15 protein-coding genes are annotated in these 22,419 nt (G+C 42.2%); 11 read left to right on the top strand and 4 right to left on the bottom strand.

Annotated elements, in window-relative coordinates; genetic code table 11:
• Positions 1-104: 104 nt before the first annotated feature.
• The 10 genes from F6K52_RS08885 to F6K52_RS08840 all read left to right on the top strand — a co-directional run bounded on the left by F6K52_RS08885 (position 105) and on the right by F6K52_RS08840 (position 16,341).
• Positions 105-2,336 carry a polysaccharide biosynthesis tyrosine autokinase gene (locus F6K52_RS08885; protein WP_293076509.1) on the top strand — a complete coding sequence of 744 codons (2,232 nt, stop codon included), beginning with the start codon at positions 105-107 and terminating at the stop codon, positions 2,334-2,336.
• Between the two features lie 372 nt (positions 2,337-2,708).
• Positions 2,709-4,382, top strand: a complete 1,674-nt coding sequence (locus F6K52_RS08880) for an alkaline phosphatase family protein (RefSeq protein WP_293076507.1) — start codon at positions 2,709-2,711, stop codon at positions 4,380-4,382.
• A 545-nt stretch (positions 4,383-4,927) separates the two neighbouring features.
• On the top strand, positions 4,928-6,175 hold the full coding sequence (locus tag F6K52_RS08875; protein WP_293076505.1) for an O-antigen ligase: 1,248 nt from the start codon (positions 4,928-4,930) through the stop codon (positions 6,173-6,175).
• A complete protein-coding gene (locus F6K52_RS08870; RefSeq protein ID WP_293076503.1) occupies positions 6,172-7,266 on the top strand; it encodes a glycosyltransferase in 1,095 nt (364 codons plus the stop codon). The genes F6K52_RS08875 and F6K52_RS08870 overlap by 4 nt, the downstream gene beginning before the upstream one ends.
• Positions 7,267-7,545: 279 nt before the next feature.
• Positions 7,546-8,436: a sulfotransferase domain-containing protein gene (locus tag F6K52_RS08865; protein WP_293076502.1), complete on the top strand. Its 891-nt coding sequence runs from the start codon at positions 7,546-7,548 to the stop codon at positions 8,434-8,436.
• Positions 8,437-8,683: 247 nt separating this feature from the next.
• Positions 8,684-9,988, top strand: coding sequence for an oligosaccharide flippase family protein (locus F6K52_RS08860; protein ID WP_293076500.1), 1,305 nt, complete (start codon positions 8,684-8,686; stop codon positions 9,986-9,988).
• 502 nt (positions 9,989-10,490) lie between these two features.
• On the top strand, positions 10,491-11,870 hold the full coding sequence (locus F6K52_RS08855; RefSeq protein ID WP_293076498.1) for a transposase: 1,380 nt from the start codon (positions 10,491-10,493) through the stop codon (positions 11,868-11,870).
• Between the two features lie 509 nt (positions 11,871-12,379).
• Entirely contained in the window at positions 12,380-13,615 is a 1,236-nt protein-coding gene (locus tag F6K52_RS08850; protein ID WP_293076496.1) for a glycosyltransferase, read from the top strand.
• A gap of 299 nt (positions 13,616-13,914) precedes the next feature.
• Complete coding sequence (locus tag F6K52_RS08845) at positions 13,915-14,844, top strand: sulfotransferase (RefSeq protein WP_293076494.1); 930 nt, start codon at positions 13,915-13,917, stop codon at positions 14,842-14,844.
• 405 nt (positions 14,845-15,249) lie between these two features.
• A complete protein-coding gene (locus F6K52_RS08840; RefSeq protein ID WP_293076492.1) occupies positions 15,250-16,341 on the top strand; it encodes an endo-1,4-beta-xylanase in 1,092 nt (363 codons plus the stop codon).
• Positions 16,342-16,965: 624 nt separating this feature from the next.
• Here F6K52_RS08840 and F6K52_RS08835 read toward each other — a convergent pair.
• Entirely contained in the window at positions 16,966-17,205 is a 240-nt protein-coding gene (locus F6K52_RS08835; RefSeq protein ID WP_293076490.1) for a helix-turn-helix transcriptional regulator, read from the bottom strand.
• 931 nt (positions 17,206-18,136) lie between these two features.
• Here F6K52_RS08835 and F6K52_RS08830 point away from each other — a divergent pair.
• On the top strand, positions 18,137-18,334 hold the full coding sequence (locus tag F6K52_RS08830; protein WP_293076488.1) for a hypothetical protein: 198 nt from the start codon (positions 18,137-18,139) through the stop codon (positions 18,332-18,334).
• 212 nt (positions 18,335-18,546) lie between these two features.
• Here F6K52_RS08830 and folE read toward each other — a convergent pair whose 3' ends face one another.
• The 3 genes from folE to accA form a co-directional block, all read right to left on the bottom strand.
• Positions 18,547-19,269, bottom strand: coding sequence for a GTP cyclohydrolase I FolE (folE, locus tag F6K52_RS08825; RefSeq protein WP_293076486.1), 723 nt, complete (start codon positions 19,267-19,269; stop codon positions 18,547-18,549).
• A 124-nt stretch (positions 19,270-19,393) separates the two neighbouring features.
• Positions 19,394-20,119, bottom strand: a complete 726-nt coding sequence (locus F6K52_RS08820; protein WP_293076484.1) for an SDR family oxidoreductase — start codon at positions 20,117-20,119, stop codon at positions 19,394-19,396.
• A 940-nt stretch (positions 20,120-21,059) separates the two neighbouring features.
• Positions 21,060-22,034, bottom strand: coding sequence for an acetyl-CoA carboxylase carboxyl transferase subunit alpha (accA, locus tag F6K52_RS08815; protein WP_293076482.1), 975 nt, complete (start codon positions 22,032-22,034; stop codon positions 21,060-21,062).
• Between the last annotated feature and the right edge of the window lie 385 nt (positions 22,035-22,419).

Raw genomic sequence — 22,419 nt, 5'->3', positions numbered from 1 at the left:
ATATAGGTTGCATCTGAAGGATAGCAGGGTTGGTACCTAATCCGCACCAATACCAAAAATTATTTTATTGTGCAATCTACCTAGGGGGAGCCCCTTAAGAACTTATGGAGTCTAGAAGTTCTATAGATCTCGATCTTAGCCAATACTTACTGCTATTGAAACGTCGTTGGCTGCCAGCGGTTGCTATTTTCCTATTTACAGTTATCTCAGCAGCCTGGTCTACCTTGTTCCTCAAGCCTTCCTATGAAGCTGAAGGAAAACTACTGTTTAAGATAGACCGAACCGCTTTCTTGACTGGGTTGGGGGAGGAAATTGACCAGTTACGCCCTCTGGTTGATGCCCAGAACCCTCTAAGTACTGAAGTTGAGGTGATTTACTCCCACCCGCTTCTGCAACAGATCATTGATCAACTCAACCTTACTAATAACGAAGGTCTACCTTTGGAACCGGAAGCCCTCAAAAGAAGCCTCACTGTAAAAATTGTGGGTGGCACCGATGTGGTTAGGCTTTCCTACAAGGGTAAGAACTCAGAAAAAGGGGCTGCGGTGATCAATCAATTAATGAGGCTCTATATAGAGAATCAGATCCTATCTAAAAAGTCGGAAGCAGCAAAAGCCCGTGAGTTTATTACTAACCAACTTCCTCAAAGTGAAGCCAATGTCAGGCAAGCAGAAGCTGCTCTACGCCAATTTAAGGAACGCAATCAGGTTGTATCCCTCACAGAAGAAGCCCGGTCTTTGGTAGCGGTGATGGCTGACTTAGACAGCCAAATTACCACAGTTCAAGCTCAACTTGAAGAAGCCAATGCCCAAGCTGCTGGCTTGAGAAACCAGGTCGGTCTTAATCCCCAGCAAGCAATTGCTATCAGTGCCCTGAGTCAGTCTACTTCAGTACAGGGCGTACTCCAAGAACTGCAAGAGGTTGAGCGGCAATTAGCGGTTGGTAAAAATCGTTACGGTAAAAATCACCCGGTCATGATTCGCCTGACCAAGCAGCAACGCTCCCTCAGAGGTCATTTACAACAGCAGATTAATCAAATACTAGGCTCTCAGAGTCTGGCTAGTACTCAGATACAAATTACTCAAGGGCTTTTAGAAGTTGACCAGCTCAAACAAAAACTTATTAACGATTTTATTGAATCAGAAGTCAAACGTCAGAGTTTAGCAGAAGGATTATCAACTCTTGCTAACGCTAGAATTGCCTATGAACAACGGGTCAATGTTCTTCCTCGGTTAGAGCAAACTCAGCAGCAGCTCGAACAACGACTCCAAGCTGCCCGCTTGACCTATGAAACCCTGTTGAAAAATCTCAATGAATTAAAGGTCGCAGAAAACCAAGATACCGCTAATGCTCGCATCATTGAGCCAGCAATAGTTCCTAAAAAACCCTTAGGTGATAAGAAAATCAAGGTGTTGGCTCTAGGGGTGATGTTGGGGGTCACACTAGCCACGACTGCTGTCTTGCTCTTGGAAATGAGAGACCGCTCCATCAAAACTCTCAAGGAAGTCAAACAGTTATTAAGATATCCTGTGCTAGGGGTGATTCCAGTTTTCAAGCACAAGAAGCTCTCCCGTCGTCGGGATGACCTATTTTTCGGAGGTGAATTGCCCGTAAGAGACCAGCCTCATTCCATGGTGAGTGAAGTCTACCGGATGATTCAAGCGAATATAAAATTTCTCAAGTCTGATCACCCACCTAAAGTTATTGTAGTCACTAGCTCCGTTTCCAAAGAAGGCAAATCTACCGTATCAGCAAACTTGGCCGCTGCTATGGCTCAACTGGGGCGTCGGGTATTGCTAATTGATTCCGATATGCGTCATCCCAGTCAGCATTATATTTGGCAAGTAATGAATGTGGCTGGTTTGAGCCAAGTACTGATTGGTGAAGTGCCTCTAGAGCTTGCCATCTGTCAAGCCATGGAAAACCTGGATATTCTCACCGCTGGGGTAATGCCTCCGAATCCTTTGGCACTACTGGATTCAAAGCAAATGGCTTCCCTGATTGAGGAATTTTCAACCAAATATGACTTTGTGATTATTGATGCCCCACCCTTACTTCTTACTGCTGATGCCCTTTGCTTAAGTCCAATGACTGATGGCATGTTGTTGGTGGCTCGACCAGGTGTTCTGGATTTTGCTAATGCTAATGTGGCTAAACAAATGTTAGATAGTTCTGGTCAGACTGTTTTGGGTTTGGTGGCTAATGCTGTCATTCAAAAAGATGAATCCATTGGTTACTTTTACCAGTCACAGGAATACTTCGATAATGGCTCAGTTAGAAGATTGGCACAGCGTCAAGCTCAGACTCAAAAAAACGGGAATCTTTCCCGGAGATGATTCAAAACTATGACTAATCGCTATTTTCTAGGCAAAAAAAACTCTAAATTAATGATTGAATACCCTGGAGCAATCCAGAGTATAAATAGACTAAAAATATTTTGATTAATTACTAAATAAATAATTATTAAGTAATGAATATAGTGAGCAATTAACCATTATTATTAAACTATCAAATCCGGTTAATTACTTATCCAAATAAATAGGATGTTTGGGAATAGGTAATTACTAATCGGTAATCTGAAACTAGATAATCATAAATTACCAATTTGATTAGTAATATCATGATTATTAAAGCCGACATGCTCTTATGGATTAGCTTTACTTTTATCTAAAAAGTTATCTAAATTATTATCTAAAAAACTATCTACCATGAAAACCCCTGTAATTGCTATTGGACTGGATGCAGCTGACCCCGTATTGTTAGAGAAGTGGATGTCCCAAGGACATCTGAAGACCCTCAACAAAATACGGCAAGAAGGAATATACGGTCGCCTGAACAATACCGTTAACTACAACAATAAGACAGTTGAATTTTCATCCACTGAACCCTTGTGGGTGATGTTTTCTACCGGTTGTTTACCAGATAAAACCGGTTTTTGGGATACAATAAAATTTTATCCAGACACTTATAAAGTAGTCTGCGACAAAATTTATAGTGGATACGATTATAAAGAGTATAATCCCTTTTATGCCTTAGGGGATGACTACCGCGTTGCTGCCTTTGATGTACCAGTATCAGCACTGTCAGATCAAATTAATGGCTTACAAATTTTGGGTTGGGGGGGACATTATCCCTTTGTGCCAAGCCATTCCCAACCGCCGGAATTATTGCCCAATATTATTGCCCAATACGGAAAAAACCCAGTGCTCCATAAAGATAATGGTCGCTGGTGGGATCCAGTTTATTTTAAATGGATTCAGGAAGCTCTAAAAACAAGTATCTCCACCCGCTCAGAGATTTGCCAGGATTTACTTCAGCGTGAACCGTGGGACTTGTTCGTGACCGGTTTTGGTGAAACTCACAGTGCTGGTCATGACCTGTGGGACCGCAGCCAACCAGATCACCAACTCTACCCTTACCAGAGCAAAAAGAATGGTGAGGCTGGAGACCCCATGCTGAAAATCTTTGAAGCGGTGGATGATGCGATCACAAAAATTATCGCTGCCGCCCCTAAAGATTCCTATATCTTGTGTTTCGCAGTTCATGGCATGGCGGCCAATGTTACCGATTTGATGAGCATGATGTTCCTGCCAGAATTGGTCTATCGGTATAACTTCCCTGGCAAATATGCCATTACTCCCAGTAAAATCGGAGTCACTCCCCCACCACCAGTTACTCGTCCAATCCGCAACTCTTGGCCAGGGGAAGTATGGCGAAAGATTTATGAACCCAATCCCATCAAGCAGTTGTTCAACACCTGGACCCATAAAGCCTTTTTACAATCTGGCCAGCACGGTTTACTCTCTCCTTATCCCCTCATGAAGCACAACGTGCAATTGGGTTGGATGCCAGCTACTCTATATACTCCCCTGTGGCCAAAGATGAAAGCCTTTGCTTTACCCGCCTTTGCTGATGGACATATTCGCATCAACCTCAAAGGACGGGAACGAGATGGTATTGTTGACCCTTCCGAGTATGATGCTCTGTGCGATAACCTAACAGACTTCCTTTATCGCCTTACCGATGGTAGGACAGGAGAACCATTAGTTAAACAAGTAGTACGCACCCATAACGTAGCTACAGACGATAATCCCAAACTGCCAGATGCTGACCTAGTAGTCGTATGGCACGAGTGTCCCACAGATGTAGTCGATAGTCCTGATGTGGGACGCATTGGTCCAATTACCTATAATCGTCCTGGTGGTCACCGAGCCAGAGGCTTTTTGATGGCAAGCGGACCAGGAATTACTCCAGGTTCTAGTTTGCCAGAGGCTCATCCTGTAGATATAGCCCCAAGCATCTTGACCTTGATGGGAGCACCGATTCCAGACTACTTTGATGGCAAATCTCTACTTACTCCGACTTTATCCGTCTCAGCCTGAGATATAAATCAACCCTAGGGATAGGGTTTAATTTCCCTATCCCTAGGGTAATTCCTGAGCCTCTTAGATTCAGCAGGGTTAAGCGTGTAGATTCACTCTTAGCTGGCCAGATGCTACTAACTTGAAACAATGTCATCTATTGCCTTATTTCGCAAGTATAGGATTAACCCATTGAAATCCTATACTTGCAGATTTAGATCAGGTTTTGTATACAGGTTATCTGTTCAGTAAAACAATTTTTGTCTAAAGTAAGCTCTTGTAGAACAGGATCACTGCTTAAAATCAAGTTCAGGAGTATAAGTAATCTTAGGTCAGGATTTACCCAAAACCTGTGAAATCAAGCAATATCAGCGTGTTGAAATGCCATAATCGCGCCGCACCTTGCCTATTTCTTCACCAGGTAGCTGGCGACTGTAATACTTATAGTTCCATTATACCACAAAGAAGCCTCCAAACATGATATATGTTCTGAATTAGTAACTTTTTGCATATAATATTATGACTACAATAATATACTTACAAGTTTTCGCTATAAACCAGGGTTGATGAAAAAACTGCTGGCATTTTTTGAACCAATTTTCACTACTGTTTCCTTGGTGCTTTATTCAGGAGGAGTACTCACTGTAATTTTATCAGGAGGCAGAAGTGAGGGGGATGTCATACAAGAATTTGATTCCTCCCTCAGTAGATTGCTGTTCGTATTAATTTATCTCATTACCTTTTTCCTCCTAACACTACGGTGGAAAAAGGTACTTTATGTCCTCAGTCAAGATAGGTGGCTCAGTCTGTTACTGGGGATAGCGGTAGTATCTGTTTTCTGGTCTTCTGAACCAACAACGACCATGAACCGTGCTGTTGCCCTAATTGGCACAACCTTGTTTGGTGTTTACCTCGCCAGCCGCTACACCATCAAAGAACAGCTAGAAATGCTGGGTTGGACATTCGGAGTAGCAATATTGCTCAGTTTTCTGTTTATTGTGGCTCTGCCGAAATACGGGATTATGGGGGGAGTTCATGCTGGAACTTGGCGAGGAATATACGTCCATAAAAATGTTCTTGGCAAAGTCATGGTGCCCAGTGCAGTCGTATTTTTGCTCCTGGCTATTCGGGGCAAAAAAAATAATTTACTGTTGTGGGGGGGGTTTAGCTTTTCCGTACTTCTTTTACTATTTACAACTTCCAAAACTGCACTGGTTAGTCTTATAATTATGTTATTCTCTCTATATCTATACCGCATGTTACGGTGGCGATATGACCTACTAATTCCGGCTATATTTGCTATGACAACATTCGGAGGCAGCGTCTTAATCTGGTTGTTAGATAATGCAGACGCTTTACTAAGTGCAATCGGTAAAGATGCTACTTTAACCGGTCGTACAAAGCTATGGCCCTTCGTATTAGACATGATTGATAAACAGCCGTGGCTCGGTTATGGCTATGGTTCATTTTGGAATGGATTGAATGGTGAATCTGCTTATGTCTGGCGTGCAGTATTGTGGCCAGCTCCCAACGCCCACAACGGTTTTCTCGAGCTATGGCTAGCTTTAGGAATATTGGGAGTCTTAATCTACCTCATTGGATTTAGTTTTAGTTTACTAAGAGCTGTTGCTATAGTCCGTGTAAATAAAACATCAGAAAATCTATGGCCATTATTGTTCTTAACCTATACGGTTTTAGCCAATATCACTGAGACATCAGTGATGATACAAAACAATATCTTTTGGGTACTATACACATCTGTAGCTCTTTCGGTCCTTATTCCATTAGAGCGACAACAAAACCTATTGAAATGAATGAAAACTGTCAGTTATTAGTCAGCATTGTAATCAACAACTACAATTACGGTCAGTTTCTACCTCAAGCAATTGACAGTAGCCTGAGTCAGACTTATCCAAATACCGAAGTCATTGTGGTGGATGATGAGTCCACTGACAACTCTCAGGATATTATCACTACCTACGGTGAGCAAATTACTCCTATCCTCAAAAAAAATGGTGGGCAAGCATCAGCGCTAAATGCAGGTTTTTATGTCAGTCGTGGGGAGATTGTAATTTTTTTAGATGCTGATGATTACTTATTCCCTAATGCGGTGTCCGAAGTAGTCGCCGTTTGGAAACCAGGGGTAGTTCAGGTGCAATATCGTTTAGAGTTGGTCAATGCCCTTAGTGAATTCATTGGTATCCATCCAGCTCCAGACATAAAATTTGATAGTGGCACCGTTTGGCCAATTTTGTTGGAGAAGGGAAAGTACAGCAGTACTGTAACCAGTGGCAATAGTTTTGCACGGTCAGCACTAGCTCAAATTTTTCCTATACCCGAATCCGACTTTACCATAGCTGCTGATGGTTATCTAGTCACTCTGAACCCATTTTATGGGCAAGTGGTATCGATTGAAAAACCCCTTGGGGCATACCGACAACATGGGAATAATTTGTGGGCTTTTTCTAACGGAACCATTCCCATTGAACGGTTTCGTCGGTCTATCAACCATGATTTCATCAAGTATAACTATTTAGTACGCAAGGCAACTGAGTTAGGCTATCACCTATGCCCAGATTTGCACTTTCGTGACCCCAATCATTTAATTCATCGTATCGCTTCTTTACGGCTAGATCCTCACCATCATCCTTTTGCTTCTGATTCCCCTTTAGTTTTAGCTTACAAAGGATATTGGTCAATCTGGAAATATTCTAAATTTAATTGGCAAAAAAAAATACTCTGGAGTCATTGGTTTCTGTGGGTAGGAATAATGCCCCATAGTATAGTTAAACCAGTAATATATTGGCTACTTTGTTCAGCATCTCGTCCTACAATTATTCTATGGCTAGTGAAAATAATCCGCATAGTGAGACGCCTATTGACTTATAAACAATTGACTTCTTAACTCATATTCAATAGATCTTAACTGATTGTTATTATGTAGGTAATAATAATTACCCAAAGAATAGTATAATAACTAATTTATTATTAGATTGTTATTTAATAATATCGTTATATTATTCTATCATTAGGTAAAAATTATCCGTATTTATCTCTATATTTACATATATATAATCAGCTAAATTACTTAGGATAATCAGCAATATAGTCAATTGTTTTATAGATTTTAATCTAGCTAGAATTAACGGCGAAATAGCAGTTCGATATTACGAGACAGTTTTTAGTGACTTTACCGAACTTTTTAATCATTGGAGCCCAAAAGGCTGGAACTACCTGGTTAGCCCATAATCTCAGGGAACATCCTGAGGTATTTATACCTGGCGATGAGATTCATTACTTTAATAAGACCTATAATCTCAACCAAGGTATTGAATGGTATAAACAACACTTTGCTGATGTTAATGGGGAAAAAGCAATTGGAGAAAAAACTCCTAATTACTTATGGATCGACCCATTACCTGATGCCCAGGGTAAAGTCTACTATGACCCTCTCGAAGAAATTCCATATTCCCATCGGCTGATCTATGAGACATTGCCTGAAGCCAAACTTATTGTAGTTCTAAGAAATCCAGTTGAACGAGCCATTGCTGCTATAAATCACTTTATAAAAAATGGAGTTATATCTCTCAATGATGACCTTGATGAGCTATTAATTGGTGAGAAACAATCCCTAGTTGAGCGCTATGGCATCATTGATATGGGACGATATTATCGCCAACTGCAAGCCTACTATGACTACTTCGATCCTCAGCAAATGCTAATTCTAGTGTTTGAAGAAGACATTGCTCAAAACTCTGACGATTCTCTGAAAAAGGTTTGTGAATTCCTTGACATAGATTCTTCCTTTGATTTTAGTAAAAAGTCTAAGAAAGTCCATCAAAGCACTAGTTCACCAATTGCTCGTTATCTGGGAACCCGTTTTCCATTGATGCGTGGCTTAATCAATCGTGTTGATCAACGCTTACCCTTACAACACCAAAAGCTTCGGCCCAGTCCATCAGCGATTCAAAAACTCTACACCATCTATGCCAATGACAATCAAAAGCTATTCAAATTATTGGGGCGGGAGATATCGGCATGGTATAGCAAAGAATTAGTGGGACTAAGCAGCTAGTCAGCCTAAGGGTGAGCATAATCAAAAATTAGCCATCTAAGCAGGGATAAATCAGATCATACATAAGTTGCCTTCAGAAGTATTATGATGCTACCTTTTAGAGTAATATCTTCGATGGCAACTTGGTATAATTCATACCAAGTCGCTGATTGTATTCTTATTCTGGGTAATCAGAGATAATTTTCGATCAATGACCAATTTGGCAGGAAATCCTAGCAGCAAAAAGGTATGATATAAACTACTTAATATGAATTTTAAATCCCTCAAATCCAGGCTAATTGACATATTTAAGAAATCCCTAGTACGTAACACATTGTGGATGCTATTGGCTAAATTTCTGAAGATGATTGTCCAAGCGGCTTACTTCGTGATGATTGCTCGTACTCTCGGTGCTCAACAGTATGGTTTGTTTGCTAGTTTGACGGCTTTAGCGGCGATCATATCGCCTTTTGCTACCTGGGGGAGTGGAGATGTTTTAATTAAAAATGTCTCTAGAAACCGAGCCTTATTCAAGGAATACTGGGGTAATGCGCTGTTGATGATTTTCACCTCTAGTTTGGTGCTAATTGTCTTAGTGATGCTTATAGCGCCAGCTATTTTACCTGAAGAAACCTCGCCCCTGCTAATATTTTTCGTATTTTTGTCTGACTTACTCTTTTTGAAAATTTTATCCACCGCTGGTCAGGCATTTATCGCAGTCAGTAAGCTTAAGCACACCGCTCAGATTCATTTTTTACTTAGTCTAAAAAATTTAGTGGCAACACTTTGTTTTGTCAGCTTCTTTCAGACATCAGATATTGTAGTTTGGGGAGCTTTATATATGGCTAGTACAGCAATAACAGCTGGGATTGGATTTTTGATGGTACATCGGATGTTAGGAACTCCTAAATTGGCAATATCAAAGATCAAGCCGGAGATGCTTCAGGGATTCTACTTTTCTGTCAACCTTTGTGCTGAAACGGTTAACAACAATGTAGATAAAACCATGCTGGCGCGTCTTTCTACATTACAATCTACAGGTATATATGCTGCTGCATACCGTTTAATTGATGTAGCATTTGTCCCTGTACAATCTCTGTTAGCGGCTTCCTATGCCAAGTTTTTTCAGCACGGAGCCGCTGGCATCCGGGGAAGTCTCAATCTGGCCAAGCGTCTATCACCAATTGCTGGTATGTACGGAATAGCTGCTGGTATCGGGTTGTTTATCTCGGCTCCAATGGTACCCTATATTATAGGTGAAGACTATAGTGAGGTAGTAAATGCCTTACGTTGGTTAGCGCCGATACCGTTTTTCAAAGCCATGCAGTTTTTTGCGGCGGACACCCTGACTGGTGCTGGATTTCAAGGGTTGCGTAGTAGCATACAAGTAACGGCAGCTCTGTTGAACTTTTCGTTAAACCTTTGGTTAATTCCTCTATATTCATGGAAGGGAGCTGCCTGGTCAAGTTTAACCTCAGATTCGTTGAGGATGCTGAGCTTATGGCTATTAGTGTTTGTCTTATATCGGCAAGAGGTGACCAGAAGCAAGCGCCTTCAAGAATCGGAACATTAATCTTTATCCCCTTTGTCTAAGAGGGATGCAATATAAGATTGTTGGGTAATTGGTCATGGGTAATTGGTCATGGGTAATTGGTCATGGGTAATCGGATCACCATTACCCATGACCTTGGCTGATTTTTAGAAAAAATTTGCTGTTACTTAGGATGACATTTAACTTTCTTTAATAAAGCTTTACATAATTTTTCCGGATATTCTCTTAGAATCAACTAGAGCTAGCAATAAGTCTCTGGCAAAGCCAATCAGCACGTTGGCTTGCTTTTAATCTAGTACCTCGGACTTCTAACTAAAGTCTGGGAAAATGCTATTGCTCGTGCTTTTGGCAACGCTCCTAAGCAATCAAAGATAGCCAGTGATAAACTATAGCGCCCTACCAAAATATCCGGGAATGTGAGAGCCCTGTGTCTTTAGACCGGGGATGAAACAGACGCGACGGGGTTTAGCCCGCCGTATCAGTCTTTATAAGTTATAATACAAGGTAAGGAGGTGACAGTAACATGTATAAAACAATTCCAATAAGAGCCACATTTTCAGATGAAGAAAATGCTTTTTGGCTATTTCAATGCGAGCAAGCGAATAGCCTATGGAATTGTGCTATTTATTACTCCAAACACAAACATTATAGTTGGCTGGAACAACAATCAGAAGCCTTTACAACCTACTGGCGTGGCGATGAATTGCGATATGGCTGGAAGACCTATAAGTGTACTGTGAAGTATGCTGAACTCTGCAAAAGCCTTAAAGACAACCCTCATTACAAGGCGATGGCTGCCCAGTCAGCCCAGCAAACACTCAAAACCGTGGCTGAATCAATTGCCAGTTATAATCAGCTGGTTGGGCTTTATTATAAAGGCCAGGTAGATAGACCAAAGCTTCTTAGATACCGTAAGAAAGGGGGTAAGACGGCTGTTACTTTCCCCCGACAGGCTTTCACCTATAAAAAAGGTTTGTTTTACCCGTCTATCAGCAAGGAAAGCAAACCTGAATTGCTCACTGAAATTGCCTTAGAACCGCCCGATTTTATAGATACAGATTGGGTAAAAGAGGTGACAGTTCGCCCGTATTTGGGAGAGCTTTGGATCGACTGGGTCATTGATGATGGAAAACAACCAGTAGACCTTAACCCAAACCTTGATTACTCTCAAGCATGGAGTTTTGATCATGGCGGCGATAATTGGTTAACCGGGGCTTCGACTCATGGAAAAAGCCTGATTATTGATGGCCGGAAGCTCAAATCCCTAAATCAAGGTTATGCCAGATTAGTTGCTAAGTATAAAGCTGGGAAGCCTGAATTTTACTGGGATGCAAACCTGGATCGCTTTCAAAGAAAGCGAAATAACCAGATGCGGGATGGGATCAATAAGGCAGCTAGATTTATCATTAATCGGTGTCTAAACGATCGCGTTGGAAACCTGATTATTGGATGGAACGAGCGCCAAAAAGATTCATCCAATATGGGAAAGCGGGGAAATCAAAATTTTGTCGTAATTCCCACAAAAAGGCTGATCGAAAGACTAAAGCAACTTTGTCCCGAGTACGGAATTAAACTAACAGTTACCGAAGAAGCATACACAAGCAAAGCGTCTTACCTAGACGACGACAGCCTCCCAAGCCATGGTGAAAAACCCAAAGGATGGAAACCGTCGGGGAAAAGGGTGAGACGTGGATTGTACAAAACTTCTTTTGGGTACCTGATCAATGCTGATTGCAATGGTGCAGCCAACATTGCCAGGAAAGTAGCCAGACAGTTGAGTCTTGACTTGACCAAGCTGGGTAGGGGAGCCTTGACACTCCCGCACCGGTACGACATTTTCAAATCCTTGAATAGATCATATCGGACAAGAAGCGAAAAGGCACGGTTTCAACCTGCCTTGTAGCAACCTTGTAGAATCCCCTCTCTTTTAAGGAGGGGAGATGTCAATATGGCAGGTAGGAGTTAGGTAAATACTTAGTTTACAAGAGTTTGCGTACTCCTGTTTATCAAGTAGTTCGTCCAGTGACTCTACAGTATTTATAGTGTATGACTAGCATCACCAAAATTTATCAATTGCAACCCCTGACTACTATATTGCTCCGATTAATACAAAGGGGTATATTACCGACGGAGTTCCGATTCATATCTTTTCAAAATCTGAACTATTCAAAGGGTTTGATATTGCTTAAAAAAGCTGTATTTAACTAGTGATTTAAATATAGATGATCACTATAAAGTGGTAAAATTTAATACTTATTGTATAACTAATATTTAAAATATAGTAAAATAATACATTTTAAATATACCTAATTTATGGAACATATAGGTTATTGGATAATGATAATTCAGTGCTGATAATGATTATGACTAATTCTATAGCAGTAAACAACTGAGAGGAAAATTAGCGCTATTATGAAGATTACATTAGTATGCCATGATATTCCCTATCCGCCCATCCATGGGGCGCGATTAGACATGTGGCGAAGGATAAAAGCTTTCTCTAATTTAGGCACTGAACTACAAGTTATATGCTGGTGTAGCCATACGCCAAAACCAGAGGAAGTCCTGGAAATTAGGAAGTATGCCAAGCAAGTTTTTTTGATAAAGTTTCCAAAGACACTCGGCTCTTTTATTCGGCGGATAATTGACTTACTCAAGTATCCTCTGGAAGTGACATCTAGAATTGTTAGAGGTAAAGAATTCAAGCTATTACTCTCTGATGTAGCTGCGTTTAATCCTGATGTCATCTTCCTAGATGGTATTCACGGTGGAGAAGTAGCAATTCAGTTAAGTCAACACTTGAATCGGCTGCTGGTTATTCGCTCTCACAATATTGAGCATTTGTACTATAAGCGAAAACTGGCTTCTGCCAAAGGGTTAAACAAACTCAAACGATATTTATCACTGTCTAACTTAGCAAAGTATGAAATCAATTTACTAAAAAAGAGTACTTTATTTTACGATATATCCCTAGATGATCTAAATTTTTGGAGAAGTCAAGGATTGACCAATGGTCGCTACTTACCTCCTCTGATTGAGTTTCCTGAAGAGAATAAGGAAGCGATACCTATAAATAAATTAAGCCCCAATCCTGTCTATGATATCGTTTTTTTGGGTAACCTTTTTTCGGACAACAATGTAGCAGGAATAATCTGGTTTATTACCCAAGTTATGCCTATAATACGTTTGGCGTTACCAACATTTACTGTTTTAATAGCGGGTTCAAATCCTGTCCAGCACGTTAGACAGCTATGTGAGGAAACTGCAGAAGTTGATCTGAAAATAAATCCAGTGTCTTCTACAGAAGTATACAAGTCGGGACGGGTTCTCATTAATCCAGTTTCAGCTGGGAGTGGCGTTAGTATAAAGTCCCTAGAAATGCTGGTTTCTGGTAGACCGATTGTGTCTACACCACAGGGAATAGCAGGTCTACCAGAACAGGTTCATCACTACTTTAAAATTGCTGTAGATAAGTCATGCTTTGCAGAAGCAATTATCCGATTTTTGTCCGAGCCTTTCAGGGAGAATGTTAATCCAGGTGTGCTTGAGGACTTGTTTGGTTATAAAGCAATAGAAGGCGTTATTTCAGAACTAGATTCTCGGGTTTCACTTTCAAAGTCTAACCAGTTAGCTCGATCTAAATCTTAATATAGAAATTTTCAATAGGGTAATGTACTAAGCCCTTGGGGTTAATGGGATTAGGCAGTAGGCAGTAGGGGTGGCAAAAATTGACTGTACCTCATAACTAGGATAAACGCTATATCGCTAACTAAATATTGATAGTTTTTATACTATTTTTTATGTTTAGTGGTGAGTAAATTTGAGTTGGCATTTTAGTTAGCATACTTCAGCATGATTTCGATGTTTATATAAAAAACAACTAAATCATTCATTGATTGAGTAAAAATAAAAATATTAACTGTAAATTCAGATATAAATAAATATAAATGAGGAAACAACGTTTAATTACTAATACCAGCTACTATCTTACCTCGTGGTTTTTGAATCACTGGCAAGTTGGCAAACGCCCAATTTTGATTTTAGGTCATGGTCGCAGCGGTACAAGTTGGGTCGGTAAAACATTGTCCACCGCAAATCGTGCTATATACTACTATGAGCCATGTAATCCAGAGATTACTGGAAAAGGCAACATGGATACATGGTTCCGATATACACGACCTGGTGAGCAAGATGAGTTGCTTGAAAATGCTTTTGATAATGTCTTCAAAGGTCTACCTTTTGGAGGTGGTTGGTACCGAGGTTTCTGGGCTAGAGCACTGCCTAATTATCAAATTATCGTGAAAGATGTGGCATCTCTGATGTCCATAGAGTGGGTTTTCAAGCGCTACAATCCAAAACTATTGGTAATTGTTCGACATCCTTGCCCCACCATATTATCAGAAATTAACAAAGAAACTCCTGCTGAGCTTTCCCGAGATACTCTATTACATCAATCTAGCTTATTTCAAGATCATCTCGAACCCTACCGCTCAGTGATAGAGCAAGCAAAAACGCCAATAGAAATCTTTGCAGCTATCTGGGCAGCAAGACATCGTGTTGTAGCCGATGCATTGTCTCGAAATCCTGAATGGTTATTGGTCTTTTATGAGGAGTTATGCTTAGACCCTATTAGTAAGTTTAAAGAGCTATTTGAGCAGTTTGAATTGCCATGGAATAGGCGGGTAGAAAACCATGTACTCCAGAGTTCAACTAACAATATACCCGGTCGTTATTCCAAGGTACGTATAAGCACCCAACAAATAAATAAATGGAAACAAACGATGAAAAAATCTGAAGTCGAGGTTGTGCGTAATTATGTTAAATTATTCGATTTACCATTTTATCAGTCTGATCAATTCTGGTCACTAGAAACCTGAGATAGTTTACGTTTTTTTAAAGCTATGAAGTAGTTGGCGGCAGACACATTGACTGGTAAGGAATTTTAAGGTTTAGGTAGTAGCATGGAACTAACGGCAGCTCTAAAGTTAACCAAAGCTTAATGGAGTAGGTGCAATATGAAAATTATTGCTCAAGCAGCCTTTAAAGATCGTGACAAAAACCCTTATAGCTGTCTAGTTTAGAGCTACCTAGCTACTTTGGGGGTTGATGTCAATTTCTGCTATTTTGTCACCCTCTCAGGGATAAATCACTGAAATAATGAAAGCTAGATATATTAGGTGATGATTCCTAGGAGTCAAAACAAGTTAATGATTGGACGACGTGAATTATTACTGGGTTTAGGTAGCTTAGCCAGTGTCGGCCCTCTGACAAGGTGCCAATCTATGATACATAGTCACCAAATTCAAGCTATTGATGACCCGAAGCGAGACTTTGCAGTAGCTCAGGGAGCTTCTTTAAAAGAGCGTGCAGCAGCAAAAGGATTAATTTATGGAGCCGAGAGTCGATTCCGAGACCTATCCTCAGACCCAGCCTTAGCCACCCGCTTTGCTCAAGAGTGTGCCATGCTGGTTCCCGGATGGGGACTAAAGTGGTTTGTTTCTACTCCTTCTTCCCCTCCCCTGTGCCCTCAGCCCCATCAGTTTGACTTTACGGCTGGGGATTGGATGGCAGACTTTGCCCAGACTCATCGATTGCTGTTTCGGGGACATACCCTTGTTTGGCACATCTCATTACCCCCTTGGTTTGAGGAGACAGTAAACCGCCAAAATGCCCTTTCGTTTTTGCTTAGACATATTAAAACAGTGGCTGGGCGTTATGCTGGACAAATGCACTCCTGGGATGTGGTGAATGAAGCGATCGCTACCTTCCAAGGACGGGCAGATGGTTTACGCAAAACGCCATGGTTAAAATTTTTAGGTCCAGAATACATTGACCTAGCCTTTCGCATTGCAGCTGTTGCTGACCCCAAGGCAATGTTACTCTACAACGAGTATGGACTGAGTTATGATTCGAGTGATGAGCAAGCCAAGCGTAGGGCTGTCTTGAAGCTACTAGAGGGGTTGAAGTCCCAGGGAACCCCCTGTCATGCCCTGGGAATCCAGGCTCACTTGCGAGGGAACAAACGGATTAACCCCCACAGCCTGCGGAAGTTTCTCCGGGATGTGGCGAGTATGGGTTTTAAAATATTGATTACTGAACTAGATGTCAGAGATGACAAGTTACCAAAGGATGTGATGGTACGCGATCGCATGGTCGCTCAAGCTTATGAAGATTATCTGTCTGTGGTACTTGATGAGCCAGCAGTGATTGCAGTAGTGACCTGGGGATTTAGCGATCGCTACACATACTTAACTAGCTTCCATCCCCGGTCAGATGGTGCGCCAGTGCGACCACTACCTCTCGATGCAGATTTCAAGCCCAAGTTAGCCTGGAATGCGATCGCTCGTGCTTTTGATAATGCTCCTAAGCGTTGAATCATTAGACCTTTGGGAAAATTAACTTTCAGCTGAAATCTCAAAATGGTTAATGCTTCATTTTCACGCCTATGTATATATATAGGTTTATATATAGCAGTTCTCAATTGGGTGAGGTAGATAGTCCTGGGTTAATGACAGTCGTGAGTCCGGATCCAGTGCGGTCATGGCGCATGGGTCTGTGTGCGGAACTTGCGTCCGCACCTGTCAGCCATGCAAAGCGCGAGTGGGGGAAACCACGGCAAAGCGCGAGTGGGGGGAACCACGGCAAAGCGCGAGTGGGGGGAACCACGGCAAAGCGCGAGTGGGGGGAACCACGGCAAAGCGCGAGTGGGGGGAACCACGGCAAAGCGCGAGTGGGGGGAACCCCCAAGACCGCACTGCCTTCCCAAGACCCCGCTGTATCGCTCTCCAGCCCCGTGGGAACCCCAGCAGGTCGGCGCTGCCTCCCGCATGAAAGCACTGGCTGCCTTTGACCGTAATGGTGCGTTTGACCCGTAATTAAATTTGCCACGGGTCGCACCTCTGCATCGCTTTACTAACGACGTTGTTTTGCTTGGTCAAAGGCTTCACAAAGTTCCTCGAAAGAACAACCCAGCATTGCAATCAGGAGCCTGACGTGCTTTAAGCGTGGTAACGACGTTGTTTTGCTTGGTCAAAGGCTTCACAAAGTTCCTCGAAAGAACAACCCAGTATTTCAATCAGGAGCCTGACGTGCTTTAAGCGTGGTTCGGCTTTGCCATTTTCCCAGTCACTAATCGTCGTAATGCTGACACCAACAGCAACGGCTAATTTCATTTGAGTCAGATTGACGTGTTCCCTGAGTTTTACCAGGGTAAGAGGTTGATCTTCTTGGCTTTTCATAATAAATTGTTATTGTTCAAGAAAACTTGAACGGTTTGCTTAAATAGGGCTTGCGGATGAACTCTACATGTAGTGTTATAGTTACCCTCTAAAAGCTACATGTCGTGTGTCGATGGCTAAATTGCGTAAGCCCTAATTAAAATAGGGCAGTTAACTTTGTTTTCTGCCCTTTTCTTGAATGCCCTTCAGCAGCAAGCAGTTTGGCGACCTCACACAGGGTCATTGGCTAGTTCAGTAAAATACCTTACCACTAACCATACCGTAGATAAATTTTCTGTAAAATGTTTGCACCAAACAGCTAATATTCCCAAAGCTATGCCAAGCTAGAGGCAAATCATCGCTCAATCGAAAGCAAGCCGCTTCAACACCAGCAGACTTACCTGATCAGGGGAATCTAACCCGCAACTAATCACGGTGACATTTCCCAAACCTCTCGTTTCGAGTAGGTGTAGGCTTCTCGCCAACCCCAGCCATTGCTATTTCCTTGCGGAAACGCTTCCGTGTTCGGGTATAAGGCAAGCTTTAGTTATGACGGGATGCCCCAGCCAAATTTCTGATTTTGATTGCTCTATCCACAGGAGGTTTGATGTCTACTGTCGTTAACCGGTGCATTTTCGGCTTTGGTCATCAACTTTAATAGACTTTAATTCACCATTACTTGCTCGTCTATTATAACTGATTAGACAAAAAGTGAGAAGAATTAGACAAAAAATAAGCAGAACTGTCACGCTGCGTTCAATTTCACGCATATTTTAGTACATTTGTCCTAAAATACCCTGTCATTAATCCTGCCGAATGAGGGGCTGTTTGCCCAAGAAAGCCTCCGCACCTGGTAAGACCCATCTCACGAGCATCCCAACGTGTAAAGATGGTCGGGTGATGGTAGCGGAAGGTAATTTGGCCTGAAATTCAAGTGTCTCAAAGAAAACCTATGTTGAATTATAGAGAAAAGCTAAATCCCTGGATCATTGTCCTTCTGCAACCCAAGCTCAGCAATATCACCGTTGGCCGATTCCGACAGCGCGGCAATGCTGAAGAACATCTACGGGTTTTAAAGCAGATGATGCCTGAGGCAAAATTTTCCATTATGTTTGATGTGGAGACTATTAGGGAGGATTTTGTTAACTAGTTGCTAAAGTAAGTCATTAGTCATTACTCATCTGTCATCAGTAACTACCGTTACTAATCTGTGTTCTTCACTAAGGACTTATAGAACCAGGGGTGAAAATCATGGCTCTACTCTTTGTAAGGTATAAGCTAAACGTTAATTTTCCCAGAGTTCTAATCACTAATGACTAATGACTTTTTTAGTAGGATTAGTTAACTGTTTAAGTCAAACCCCTAAAAGAAATTCGGCTGATGGCGAATTAGGTTGAGAAATTCCTCACGATTTTTTTGATCCTCTTGAAAAATCCCGACCATCGCACTGGTGCTAGTCCAAGAACCTGGTTTTTGCACACCCCGCATCACCATGGACATATGGGTAGCTTCCATCACCACAGCCACACCCTTGGGATCTAGGACAGCTTGAATGGCTTCGGCAATCTGGCGAGTCAGCCGTTCCTGGACTTGCAGTCGCCGTGCATACATCTCGACCACACGGGCTATTTTACTGAGTCCTACCACTTTTTGGTTAGGGATATAGGCGACGTGAGCCTTACCCATAAATGGCAACATATGGTGTTCACAGAGGCTAAAGAAATTGATATCCCGCACGAGTACCATTTCATTATGACCTTCGTCAAAAATTGCCCCGTTGACTATTGCCTCTAAAGACTGATTGTAACCACTAGTCAAAAATCGCATTGCCTCGGCTACCCGCTTAGGGGTTTTAAGCAGTCCCTCTCGTTGCGGGTCTTCACCAACACTCAATAGGATAGTGGTGACAGCGTTGATCATCTCCTGGTTCAGTTCTTCCAAAGGAGGTTGTAAATTGGGCTGGTGACCATTCTGGGTATTGCGCTCAGGACGGGTCTCTACCTGATGTTTCTCATTACCATTGATACTTTTAGCAGTTGAAACAGATTCAACACGGTTGAAACCATTGGAAGAAGCAATAGTCATGATTAATCTGATTAGATTGTAAACAAAAATGAACTTGATATTGCCAGACCATAGGGACAGGTTAAATTGACACAGCAATAACCTTTCAGTGAACCAAAAGTGTGCTATTATTTTTAGCTATACCCTAAAGAATCCCGGCACTGGGCATCAGAGTCAACGACTCGATGACAGCCTGTTGTGGTAGCTGGACGGTGTGCAAAATTGACTGGGCAACAATTTCTGGGGTCAACATCCCTGACCGATTTAATTGCACCTGAACTGTATCTGTATCCCATAAAGGGGTATTGACTGCACCTGGACAAATGCTTACTACCCGGATACCATTGCGGCTTTCCTCTGCTGCTAGAGTCTTGGAGAGGGCAATCATACCTGCCTTAGTAACGCTGTAAGCCCCCCATTTAGGCAAGGGTTGCTTAGCAGCAACTGATGCCACGTTAACGATCGTGCCTCGGTGTTGGGCACGCATAGCAGGCAAAACCCCCTGGATGCACTGAAACACACTGGTCAGATTAAGGTCAATTAAGCGCTGCCAATCTGATAGCGGTGTCTCACTGAGATATCTAGTGTAAGCCATTCCCGCATTATTGACGAGAATAGTGATCGGAGCAAAATCTGCTGTAATTTCTTCTATCCAAGATCTAACCTGCTCCAGCTCAGCTAAATCAAATGGATAAGCCTTAGCTTGCACTCCAGCTGCCCTAGCAGCAGCAGCAACCATCTCTAAGTTGTTCCGGGAACGGCTAACTAAGGCTACACTGATTCCTGCCTTAGCAAAGGCTAAAGCTGTTTCCTTGCCAATACCACTGCTCGCTCCAGTAATTATGGCGCGTCGCTCAACAGTCGATATCATCAAATTTTACAAGATTTTGTTACAAATGCTTCTCTACGGTCTGGATAAAACTCAGGATTGCTCGGAAGCAAATACCCACATAACGCAGTTATTTGGTTGAAATCTGCTAGCTTCAAATCTGCTACGTCAGCTACCAGGTCACCAGAGGTGGACGCAGTCGAATTAAGCTTAGGTTTAGTAAGTTGGTTTGGCACCGAGATTATAGATACTCCCTTAGGGCAGTTAATCTCTAAAGGCACAGCTAGGTTTTCGGTGTCTCCGAAATTGTTTAGCAAACTGACTAACTACCTTAGAATATTGTGAACATTTGTTAATTATATCATCATTGGCAGAGTATTCAGCTACCAAGTCGGCTGTCAATAATCAACTTTGAGGATAAAAAAATGGGGATACGGTAATGGGTAATTGACATACCAACCATTACATCCGACAAAATGCAGAACATGATAAGCTCAATCCCCCAAAGGATGAAACCATTGCTATATTATATAGCGCTATATAACGTTTAACCCCTTAGTTGGTAGCCGTAATTGCTAACAAACCTAAATATACTTGAGATCAGTCCACTTGAGATCACTCCTTAGCTGAACCGCGAGAAGCCCCGCACTTTACTTTCTGAAAGTAAGTGTCGTATGGGAAGCACGGGGCAAGGGTCGGAACGTGCCAATGCCAATGTGATAAGCGTGGACATTGGTGGCAAAACAAATTAAGAGCTAATCGCCACTTGTCAACTTAACCTTGAAAACCACCGAATATAAGGTTCCATCCAGAAAAAAAACTTGATAGTTTGAGTTATCTGTGGGTGGGTAAAATTCCATAGGTGCCCAAATCGTATCAAGAATTAAATCCGCCACGGGTCGCACCTGCACTAACTTCCAGCAACGCCTTGGATCCGTGGCAGATATCCCTGTGACCCCTTTACCTGTTCACTCTTTCAAGACTAACTTTCTACAAAAATCCCCATATTTCGGAACTTCTGATAGCGCAAATCCCGGCGCTGTTGAGGGGTTAATTGAGTTAGTTCTGCTAGGTTTTCCAATAGAGCATCTTTGAGGATAGAGGCGGCTGCCAAGGGATCCCCATGAGCTCCCCCGATGGGTTCCGATAAAACTTTGTCAATAATCCCTAATTCCTTGAGGTCCCAAGCAGTAATCTTTAACGCTGCTGCTGCCTGTTGTCCTTGGCTAGCATCTTTCCAAAGGATGGCGGCACAAGCTTCTGGGCTAGCTACGGTGTAGACAGCGTTTTCAAACATCAAAACCCGATCACCAACACCAATTCCCAAAGCACCGCCGGAACCCCCTTCACCAATAACTGTACACATAATGGGGACATCAAGACGAAACATTTCTCGGAGGTTATAAGCGATCGCTTCTCCTTGTCCGAGTTCTTCCGCCTTTACACCAGCCCAAGCACCAGGGGTATCAATAAAGGTCAAAATTGGCATATCAAAGCGATTAGCGTGTTCCATCAGCCGCATGGCTTTACGGTAGCCTCCAGGCGCAGCCATGCCAAAGTTGCGAGCTACATTATCTTTAGTATCCCGACCTTTTTGATGTCCTAATATTACCACAGCACGACCCGCCAAAGAGCCAATCCCCCCCACCAAGGCTGGGTCATCATAACCACCGCGATCGCCATGCAACTCAAACCACTCATCAGTGATTGCCTGAATATAATCGAGGGTACTTGGACGCCTAGGGTGACGAGCTAGCTGTAGCCGTTGCCCTGGTGATAAACTATTAAAAATTTCCTGACGCAGTTGGATTGCTCTTGTCTCCAGTTGGCGGATTTGGTCAGAAACATCAACATTGTTTTCCTCTGCGAGTTCCCGAATTTGCTTAATTCGTTTTTCCAGCTCAACCAGTGGCTTTTCAAAGTCGAGACTAAAGGTTCTGTTTTTTGCTGGTGACATAGTTACTGGTCATTAGTCAATGGTCAGTGGGTTTCTGTGTAAGATTACAGGCCATAACTCCAGATTAGCAAACCCATCAAAAATAGATTGGAATCCCACGCTTCTCTTATATCATCTGGTAGCATTAAAATTTTTGACAACTTAACATTTTCCTCAATCATTTGCCTGAATTGACCCTCTGCCCATCTTCCCATCTCCCCATCACTGTTTACAATTGACGATGTAAACTGTAACGATAGGATTACTAGGCATTATTACTAGGCGTAGGGCTAGTCTCGTGCGGGCTTGGCTTAATCCCCAAATCTAGACATAGTGTAATTGCTATTGACCTGAAACTTTGCCAGATTGGTGAATTACTACGGAAAATATAGATCTGAATAAAAGA

The sequence above is a fragment of the Moorena sp. SIO3H5 genome (genome assembly GCF_010692395.1).
Lineage (GTDB): Bacteria > Cyanobacteriota > Cyanobacteriia > Cyanobacteriales > Coleofasciculaceae > Moorena.
The sequence above is the reverse complement of the archived record's forward strand: the minus strand, read 5'-3'. Positions and strand labels throughout refer to the sequence as shown.

Excerpts from the sequence above, each read along its gene's own strand:
- F6K52_RS08845 (WP_293076494.1), top strand. The coding sequence starts at position 13,915 with ATGAGGAAACAACGTTTAATTACTAATACCAGCTACTATCTTACCTCG.
- F6K52_RS08820 (WP_293076484.1), bottom strand. The coding sequence starts at position 20,119 with ATGATATCGACTGTTGAGCGACGCGCCATAATTACTGGAGCGAGCAGT.
- accA (WP_293076482.1), bottom strand. The coding sequence starts at position 22,034 with ATGTCACCAGCAAAAAACAGAACCTTTAGTCTCGACTTTGAAAAGCCA.
- F6K52_RS08855 (WP_293076498.1), top strand. The coding sequence starts at position 10,491 with ATGTATAAAACAATTCCAATAAGAGCCACATTTTCAGATGAAGAAAAT.
- F6K52_RS08830 (WP_293076488.1), top strand. The coding sequence starts at position 18,137 with ATGTTGAATTATAGAGAAAAGCTAAATCCCTGGATCATTGTCCTTCTG.
- F6K52_RS08850 (WP_293076496.1), top strand. The coding sequence starts at position 12,380 with ATGAAGATTACATTAGTATGCCATGATATTCCCTATCCGCCCATCCAT.
- folE (WP_293076486.1), bottom strand. The coding sequence starts at position 19,269 with ATGACTATTGCTTCTTCCAATGGTTTCAACCGTGTTGAATCTGTTTCA.
- F6K52_RS08880 (WP_293076507.1), top strand. The coding sequence starts at position 2,709 with ATGAAAACCCCTGTAATTGCTATTGGACTGGATGCAGCTGACCCCGTA.
- F6K52_RS08870 (WP_293076503.1), top strand. The coding sequence starts at position 6,172 with ATGAATGAAAACTGTCAGTTATTAGTCAGCATTGTAATCAACAACTAC.
- F6K52_RS08835 (WP_293076490.1), bottom strand. The coding sequence starts at position 17,205 with ATGAAAAGCCAAGAAGATCAACCTCTTACCCTGGTAAAACTCAGGGAA.
- F6K52_RS08885 (WP_293076509.1), top strand. The coding sequence starts at position 105 with ATGGAGTCTAGAAGTTCTATAGATCTCGATCTTAGCCAATACTTACTG.
- F6K52_RS08860 (WP_293076500.1), top strand. The coding sequence starts at position 8,684 with ATGAATTTTAAATCCCTCAAATCCAGGCTAATTGACATATTTAAGAAA.
- F6K52_RS08875 (WP_293076505.1), top strand. The coding sequence starts at position 4,928 with ATGAAAAAACTGCTGGCATTTTTTGAACCAATTTTCACTACTGTTTCC.
- F6K52_RS08840 (WP_293076492.1), top strand. The coding sequence starts at position 15,250 with ATGATACATAGTCACCAAATTCAAGCTATTGATGACCCGAAGCGAGAC.